This is a genomic window from bacterium, from assembly GCA_024228115.1.
Taxonomy (GTDB): domain Bacteria; phylum Myxococcota_A; class UBA9160; order UBA9160; family UBA6930.
This window is the reverse complement of the sequence record JAAETT010000376.1, coordinates 24,566-32,700: the sequence shown is the minus strand read 5'-3', so window position 1 is coordinate 32,700 and position 8,135 is coordinate 24,566. Positions and strand designations below refer to the sequence as shown.

At 64.8% G+C, this 8,135-nt stretch carries 7 protein-coding genes; 5 read left to right on the top strand and 2 right to left on the bottom strand.

Annotated features, from left to right (window positions below; all coding sequences use genetic code 11):
* Positions 1 to 188: 188 nt before the first annotated feature.
* A complete protein-coding gene (locus GY937_16710) occupies positions 189 to 1,121 on the bottom strand; it encodes a radical SAM protein (protein MCP5058346.1) in 933 nt (310 codons plus the stop codon).
* A 310-nt stretch (positions 1,122 to 1,431) separates the two neighbouring features.
* Between GY937_16710 and GY937_16705 the strand changes: the two genes are divergently transcribed.
* The 3 genes from GY937_16705 (at position 1,432) to GY937_16695 (ending at position 4,478) form a co-directional block, all read left to right on the top strand.
* Positions 1,432 to 1,719, top strand: a complete 288-nt coding sequence (locus tag GY937_16705; protein MCP5058345.1) for a hypothetical protein — start codon at positions 1,432 to 1,434, stop codon at positions 1,717 to 1,719.
* Positions 1,692 to 2,699 carry an NADP-dependent oxidoreductase gene (locus tag GY937_16700; GenBank protein ID MCP5058344.1) on the top strand — a complete coding sequence of 336 codons (1,008 nt, stop codon included), beginning with the start codon at positions 1,692 to 1,694 and terminating at the stop codon, positions 2,697 to 2,699. The genes GY937_16705 and GY937_16700 overlap by 28 nt, the downstream gene beginning before the upstream one ends.
* A 363-nt stretch (positions 2,700 to 3,062) precedes the next feature.
* Positions 3,063 to 4,478 (top strand): MBOAT family protein, encoded by a 1,416-nt coding sequence (locus GY937_16695; protein MCP5058343.1) that lies wholly within the window; start codon positions 3,063 to 3,065, stop codon positions 4,476 to 4,478.
* Here GY937_16695 and GY937_16690 read toward each other — a convergent pair.
* A complete protein-coding gene (locus GY937_16690) occupies positions 4,459 to 5,691 on the bottom strand; it encodes a hypothetical protein (GenBank protein MCP5058342.1) in 1,233 nt (410 codons plus the stop codon). The genes GY937_16695 and GY937_16690 overlap by 20 nt on opposite strands.
* Positions 5,692 to 5,824: 133 nt before the next feature.
* Here GY937_16690 and GY937_16685 point away from each other — a divergent pair, with 133 nt between their 5' ends.
* On the top strand, positions 5,825 to 6,625 hold the full coding sequence (locus GY937_16685; protein MCP5058341.1) for an enoyl-CoA hydratase: 801 nt from the start codon (positions 5,825 to 5,827) through the stop codon (positions 6,623 to 6,625).
* Complete coding sequence (gene pyk, locus GY937_16680; protein MCP5058340.1) at positions 6,622 to 8,046, top strand: pyruvate kinase; 1,425 nt, start codon at positions 6,622 to 6,624, stop codon at positions 8,044 to 8,046. Before GY937_16685 ends, pyk begins: the two co-directional genes overlap by 4 nt.
* Positions 8,047 to 8,135 lie beyond the last annotated feature (89 nt).

The following is an 8,135-nucleotide window of genomic DNA, read 5'->3' as shown; positions in this document are numbered from 1 at the left end:
GATGATCCTCGGGAAGCCAATCCCGAAGCGAGGGCGGCAGGAGAAGCGACTGGTCCGGCTCGTAGCGTCGAAAGTCTCGCGGCATGGCTCACTCTAGCGAGACTCACCCCTCAATGGCCCTCTGCCGCGCAGACTCCTAGGCAGGCAGCTGCAGCATCGAATCTTCGAGTCGCCCCCCGCTTGCGGCATCAGGTGGGGAGCGAATCCCAGGGCCCGGCCATCTTGGCCGCGGAAGCAAACACGCCCCAGGAGCCACAACGGTCGCAGTCCACATCGTTGCCGTAGCAGCAGTAGGGCGTGGTGAAGTCATTGCCCTCGATGTAGAGCGGCAACATCACCTTCTGCATCGGGCAGTGGTCGGTGACGAGCTTGGCGGTGGCAGGGCGAAGCAGTTCCAGGCTGCGGTTCGAGTTCCAGATGAATCCCGGGTAGCGGCGCTTCAAATCGAAGACGATGTCGACCGCCGCCTCGCGCTCCTCGAGGCTATCCCAGGCCCTCGGTGAGACCTCGTCAGCGCGGGGAACATAGAAGCTGAACGTCAAGCCTTGGAACTTCGTGGGCAGCAGCTCGCGCACCAGATCCTCGAGACGATGCTGGTTCTCGCGGTGCAGCACGCACTGCGCCATCACCAGGGATTGAAAACCGTCTGGGAGGGCGGCGACGTTCTGCATGACCCGATCGAAGACTCCTTCACCTCGAACCGGATCATTGACGTCCCGTGGGCCGTCGAGAGAAACGACGTATGTGACATCGGGACCGAAATCCTTGAACACCACAGTACCGTTGGTGGTGATCGTGTTCTTCTCGAAGAGCGCGAGGCCCTTCTCGACCAGGCGCCACCGCAGCATGGGCTCGCCGCCCATCCACATCATGCGGCGAATCCCGTGGCGGTCGCGCAAGCGTTCGAGTTCGGCGAGCAGGCGCTCGGGCTTCATCTCCCCTTCCGAATCGTTGGGGTTGCCATCTCGGAAGACAAAGCAATGTGCGCACTCGAGGTTGCAATGGTTGGTGACGTTCACCATCGCGCCGGGGTACTGGGGCGGCGGCTCCATCGTCAGACGTCGGGCCCCGAGAGGCTCGGGCGGGGGCTCCAGATTGTGCGAGGAGGTGGGTGCGGTCATCGTGGATTCGCTCCTTCGCAGTCTGGCGGTACCGGCGATTCCAGAATATTACAGTCTTTTCCACCTGTTGTCCACATATGTAATATGCGGCCAACAATCCCCGGTGAAGCTGAACGACTTCGAGGTACGACACGCCGCCTGCTGAGGAGCGAAGGACGGATGATTCCTGCGTACAGACTCTACGGTGCTGCCATCTCGCTCTATACGGGAAAGGCGCGCGCTTATCTGCGGTATCGGGACATCCCCGTTCGTCGAGGAGGCCGGTAGCCCGGAGACCTTCGAGCGGGCCGGCTTCCATATGATCCCGGTGTTGCGAACGCCTGACACTGGATTGATTCACGACACGACAGCCATCATCGATCATCCGAGAACCTGGTCTGCGGAGAACGTACCCAGCGCCGCGTCGATCCATCCGTCCAGGCGCGCCCTTTGGCTCCTTGCGCTGCAGTTCGAAGCCTACGGCGAGGAGGAGCTACTGGTTCCAGCGATGCACCGACGCCGGCCATACCACGTCCGTTTCATCCTCGGGGAATTCGACAAGAGCGATTCGGAATCGGGTATCGTCGCGCCATGGCAGACAACACCCAGATCGTTCTAGTCGAGACCCCCAAAGGGGAGCTTGCGGAATCCCACTTCGAGCTCCGCCAGGCCCCTCTCCCCACGCCCGAGCAGGGGCAGCTGTTGGTGCGCAACGTGCTGCTCTCCCAGGATGCGGCGAATCGCGCTTGGATGCAGGGCGCTACGTACCGCGACGCGGTGAATGCAGGCGACGTGATGCACGGCTACGCCATCGGCGAAGTCGTCGAATCTCGCGCACCCGGATTTTCCTCCGGCGACGTCGTGGCCGGCGAGATCGGCTGGCAGGAATTCGCCGCACTCGACGCCAGGCAGGTTCAACGTTGCAGTGACCACCGGCCGCTCTCGCACCTGCACTCGGTATTGGGCATCGCCGGCAAGACGGCCTACCACGGCCTTCTCAACGTGCCAGGAATCGCGGAGGGCGAAACCCTCGTCGTCTCGGCGGCGGCGGGCTCGGTGGGCTCGTTGGTCGGACAGATCGGTAAGATCAAGGGCGCCCATGTGGTCGGTATCGCAGGCGGCGCCGAGAAATGCGATTGGGTCAAAGCGGAACTCGGCTTCGATGCCTGCATCGACTACAAGAACGATGACGTCTCGGCTCGCCTCTCGGATCTCTGCCCAGGCGGTATCGACGTCTACTTTGACAACGTCGGTGGACGCATTCTGCAGGCCGCCCTCTTCGCGATGAAGCTACACGGACGCATCTCCTGCTGCGGTGCAGTCTCACAATACGACGGCGGCTCGCCGGCAAGCCCGATCGGCATCCCCGGCCTGCTGGTAGTGAAACGTCTCCGCATGGAAGGCTTCATCGTGATGGACTTCCTCGACCGCGACCAGGAAGCCGAGCGTGATCTCACGCAGTGGCTGGAGAGCGGCGAGCTGAAGGTCATCGAGGACATTCTCGACGGCCTCGAGAACGCACCCCGCGGCCTGATCGGCCTGCTCGCCGGCGAGAACCGCGGCAAGCGTATGATTCGCGTGGGCCCGGATCCGGCCTGAGCACGCGATTGCTGCTTCCCCTCTCCGCACATGCCCCACGACCTGGGTGAATCCGATCAGTCGGTCGTCACGCTGCTGGCCTCTTCCAGGGGTTCGTACCGGTGCCCATAGCCGAAGTCGCTGTCGAGACGAACCACGCCGTGCACGACGACCGCCTCCCCGAGTTCTGCACCGATCTCAGAGAACTGCCGGCCTCCTTCAACAAGAGATGGTTCGAATGTGAGCCACGAGGGAGCCTTCCTTACTGACGCTGCCCTTGTCCAAGCTCGGGGCCGCCCTCTCGTTACTCAGCCTGGGAGTGTCCGGTAGCACGCCTCTGTCACGACGTGGGTGACCCGATTCGCTACACGTAGGTCCTCCGCCGTGCTGTTCGTCGAATCGACCTTCTTCGTCTTCTTCGCTGTCGTGCTCGCGGTGGCGTGGGCCTGCCGTGGCCACCGCAACCACAAGGCCTGGCTACTGGCCGCAAGCTACTTCTTCTACGGGGCGTGGGATTGGCGCTTCCTGGGCTTGATCCTGCTCTCCACGGCGATCGACTACCTCGCAGCCCTGCGAATCGAGGCCAGCGAAGACCAGACGCGGAGACGCACCTGGCTGTGGGCGAGTCTGGCCACCAACCTCGGCATCCTCTTCACCTTCAAGTACCTGGATTTCTTCGCCGGCTCGGCAACCGCGCTGCTCGAAGCCGTCGGCCTGCAAGCCGGCTGGACGACACTCCACCTCACACTTCCGGTGGGGATCAGCTTCTTCACATTCCAGTCGATGAGCTACACGATCGACGTCTACCGGCGGGAGATTCAGGCGAGGCGAGAGCCACTCGACTTCGCCCTCTTCGTTGCCTTCTTCCCCCAACTCGTTGCCGGACCGATCGTGCGCGCCCGGGATTTCCTCCCCCAGCTCGTGAGCCGCCCACTCTTCTCCATCGTGCCCGTACGCGCATGCCTCACCCTCTTCTGGATCGGGTTCTTCAAGAAAGCCTGCGTCGGCGACAACCTGGCGCTCTGGATCGACCCCGTCTATGCGGAACCGGCGGCCCATACTGCGAGCGCATTGATCGGAGCCACCTGGCTCTACGCCGTGCAGATCTACTGCGATTTTTCAGGTTATTCCGACATGGCGATCGCGACGGCGGGGCTCCTCGGCTATCGGCTTCCGCGCAACTTCGCCGCTCCCTACTTCAGTCTCTCCGCGACGGAATTCTGGCGCCGCTGGCATATCTCACTTTCGAGCTGGCTGCGGGACTACCTCTACATCTCGCTCGGCGGCAATCGACACGGCTCGGTCCGGACGCGCGTCAACCTGATGGCCACGATGTTGTTAGGCGGTCTCTGGCACGGTGCATTCTGGAATTTCGTCATCTGGGGTGGACTGCATGGCCTCGCCCTCGTTGTCCACCGGCAGTGGCGGGCCCTGGTGGGCATCCGTCACGCCCCCGGCGGGCTCAGGCCCCTCTCGCGGCTTGCGGCCCTGTTGTTCACCGCCTGGTGGGTGGTCTTTTGCTGGATCTTCTTCCGCGCAGCGACGCTTTCCGACGCCTGGATCGCGGCCCAGGCCTACCTCACCTGGGCATCTCACGGGAACACGGCCCTGCCAGGGGTCGTGTGGCCGATCCTGGCCCTCTTGGTCGGCATGCACGCACTCTGCTGGCGCCTGCGACCCGAAGAAAGAGCCGGCGAGATCCCCGGCATCGCGTTCGCGCCGGCCTATGGCCTGGCCTGGAGCCTGGCGCTCCTGATGGTTCCGCTCGAGGCGAAACCCTTCATCTATTTCCAGTTCTGACCGCGCCCCGCTCACCCTTCGTCAGAAACGTCGAGGGACAGAGATCGCTTGCGAGCGCCTCCGAGAAGAGACGTGCGCCGCGCTCCGCCAGATGCCCCCGATCGTGCCAGCTCTCGATCTCGTAGAGCTCGGGCAGTTCGTCGGGCGGTACGATCACGACCGGCCGATCGGGTGCCGTCTCCGCGAGATGGTGCGCCACATCCCGCACCCACTTGAGGGCATCGGTGCGAACGGTCGGAGGCAGGAGCGCTCCCGCTCGCGAATGAGGGCCATCTCCCGAGGCCAGTAGACGTTCGACGAATAGACGCTCCACGGTAGAGAGCGACTCGGCCGGGGCGACCGCAACGTCGGCCATTTGGCGAGTCACCACCTCGAATCTCTCGCGGTCGGCCACGGGATCCATGCGACGTTCGAGCAGCCGGGTGCGCATCTCACCGGTGGCTTCCGCTGTCGACTGCTCGAGAGAGAGGTAACCACGCTGGTCAAGCTGCTCCGGCGACACCCGGGGCCACGCTTCTGGAGCCCCGAAGGCGAGCCGCTGAGCGCGACCGATGCCCAGCTCGGTCGTGGCGACAGTCCGCAGATAATCCAGCGACAATCCGACGCTGATCGCCGAGCGGGATGCGACACCCAAGAAGATCAATGCGCGAGACACCGGGTGTTCCGCAAACTGTCCTGGCGCCGGGCGAGCCCAGATCTGCAAGAAGCCCAGAGGCACCGTGGAAGCGCGATTTCCGAAACGCGCGCGGACATCGGAGGGTGTCCGCAGGGCCGGCCCGAACGCGGCCATCGGCTCGATCAGGACCAGACGCGGTCGCTCGCCCGGCCCGCGGGAGGCAACCTCGGCCACCCGCGCCATGGTGGGTGCCGACATTCCCGCCCAGCCCAGGTTGTAGCTCCGCACACCGGGGCAACCGAGCGCCGCCAGCGCGGAGTCCACCCGCTCGGGAACGATCGCGCGCAGCACCCGACTGGAACCCACGAAAAAGATATCGAGCTCGTCGCGATGCTCTTCGACATAGGCGAATTTGCTCGACAATCCGCCGAGAGATTCCGCGGGAAGCCTCTCCGGCGAGGGTTCCAGGGTGAGCAGGATGACGACCATGATCGCCGCCGCGAGCAGGCCGTGGAGGACGAACTTCCACGCGGGCATGGGGTGGGGTCGCTCGCCCTCGGGCAGCGGCGGCTCGTCCCAGCCTCGGCCCCGACTCATACGACCTCGTACCTCTTGGCAGCGCGGATCTGATCGCTTGTGGATACCAACTCCGGCCAAACGTGAAAGCCGACGGATCAGCTACCGCGGAAGCGATCCGGTACCGTGCCCGCATCTGGCACGAGGAGCCCCGATGACCGAAGAGCCGCGCATCCTGACCGACCTGGATGGAGAGGGCGTGCTGCAGTTGACCCTCAACCGGCCCAAGCGGAAGAATGCCTTCGATGAGGTCCAATGGGATGCGCTGGCCCAGGCCCTGGACGCGGCGCGTGAGGACGCCCAGGTCGCCGTCGTCGTGCTCACGGGAGCCGGCGGCAACTTCTCCTCCGGCGCCGATTTGAGCAGCTTCAGCGGAGAGCCCCCGCCAGCACGTGCCGATGGCAAGCCCAGTGCCTTCTTTGCCTGCGTGGATGCGATCTTTGCGTTCGACAAACCGCTCCTGGCCAGCGTCGAGGGCGTCGCGGTGGGCGGGGGCTGCACCCTCGCCGTGGCGGCGGACATCGTCTATGTGGGCGAGAGCGTGCGGATGCGCCTGCCGTTCGCGAACCTCGGCCTCGTGCCCGAAATTGCGAGCAGCTACACGCTCCAATCCGCCATCGGGCGCCAACGCGCCAACGAGCTGATGTTCACGGCGGAATGGATCGATGCGAAACGCGCGCTGGAAGTCGGCCTGGCGGCACGCGCCTTTCCCGATGACGAGGTGTTGGCAGCCACGATGGACAAGGCGCGAGAGATCGCGCAGTGGCCGATCTCGGCGCTGGTCGGCATCAAGCGCACGCTTCAATCCGCCCATCAGGCCGGAATCGCTGCGGCGCGGGAGATCGAAGACAAGGAAATGATGCTCCGAGCCGGCTCGCCGGAGAACATCGAGGCCGTGGTGGCGTTCATGCAGAAGCGTGCACCGGACTTCAAACAGTTCCGCAAGAAGTCATGAGAAGTTCGCTCCGCAAGACCAAGATCGTGGCTACGATCGGCCCGGCCTGTGACGACGTGGATGTCCTGGCGCGCATGATCGAAGCCGGCATGAACGTGGCCCGCCTCAACATGTCCCACGAGGATCATGAGAGCCATCGTCGGCGCCTCGAGAGCGTGCGCGAGGCCAGTGAGCGCGTTGGCGCGATGGTCGCGACGATGATGGACACGAAGGGCGCGGAAATCCGCACGGGCAGTGTTGCGCGGGATGTCGTGATCCGGCCCGGTGCGGTCTTCAGCCTGTTTGCGGCCGACATCCTTGGGGACGAAGCCGGCGTTTCGATCTCCTACCCGGCACTGGTCGAGCGGCTCGAGCCCGGGACCCGCGTCCTGATCGACGACGGACACCTGGAGCTCGAGGTCGAAACGGTCCTGCCCGGAGAGCTGGCCTGTCGCGTGCTGCGAGGTGGCCCGCTCGAAAGCCACAAGGGTGTCAACGTACCCTCGGTCTCCCTGCTCCTCGACGGACTGAACGACGCCAACCGCGCGGACCTGGCGTTCGCCGCCGATGCCGGCATCGACTACATCGCTGCCTCCTTCATGCAGAGCGCGGACGACGTCACCGCGATTCGCAGTTTCCTCGCCGAGCACGGCGGGGAGCACATCCCGATCATTGCCAAGATCGAGAGCTCCCACGGTATCCGGAACCTGGACGCGATCATCGAGGTCGCGGATGGAACGATGGTCGCGCGCGGCGATCTCGGAGTGGAGATTTCTGCTGCACAGGTTCCGGTGGCCCAGAAGCGGATCATCCGGCACACGGTCGGCAGCGGGAAGCCGGTGATCACCGCGACCCAGATGCTCGACTCGATGGAGCGGAATCCGGAGGCCACCCGGGCCGAGGCCAGCGACGTGGTGAACGCGGTGCTGGATGGAACTTCCGCCGTGATGCTATCGGGCGAGACCGCGCGCGGGCGCTACCCGGTCGAAGCCGTCCAGAACATGGCCGAGTTGGCTTCCGTGGCCGAGGCCTCGCTGCGCGAATACGGCTACCTGCAGCAGATCTCCGCCCACCCCACCGCACGCATCACGGACGCGGTGAGCCGCGCGGCCAGCGAGATGGCCAATCATCTGGCGGCCAGCGCCATCTTGACCTTGACCGAGAGTGGCTTCACCTCGCGCCAGATCTCCAAGTATCGGCCGCGCTGCCCGATCCTCGCAGCGACCCGCTCTCCTCAGGTGGCGCGGCGGCTCGCACTCAACTGGGGCGTCACCGCCTGGTTGACCAAGGATGCGGCCTCGGACGAAGAGAAGCTCGAGCATGCCGTCGAATGGGCTTCCGAACGGGGCTACCTCCGCAGTGGCGATACCGTCGTGGTGACCGCCGGAATCTCCAGCGAAACGGGCAGCACGAGCATGATCCGCGTCATCACCGTGCCCTGAGGCCGAGCTCCGGCAACTCGACGCCCGAGCCGAGAACCGGCACGAATCCTGCTGTGCAGACCACCAAGGACCCGGTAGTGGGGCAAGGA

Coding starts and splice junctions, on each gene's coding strand:
- GY937_16710 (MCP5058346.1), bottom strand. CDS start 1,121: ATGACCGCACCCACCTCCTCGCACAATCTGGAGCCCCCGCCCGAGCCT.
- pyk (MCP5058340.1), top strand. CDS start 6,622: ATGAGAAGTTCGCTCCGCAAGACCAAGATCGTGGCTACGATCGGCCCG.
- GY937_16690 (MCP5058342.1), bottom strand. CDS start 5,691: ATGAGTCGGGGCCGAGGCTGGGACGAGCCGCCGCTGCCCGAGGGCGAG.
- GY937_16700 (MCP5058344.1), top strand. CDS start 1,692: ATGGCAGACAACACCCAGATCGTTCTAGTCGAGACCCCCAAAGGGGAG.
- GY937_16685 (MCP5058341.1), top strand. CDS start 5,825: ATGACCGAAGAGCCGCGCATCCTGACCGACCTGGATGGAGAGGGCGTG.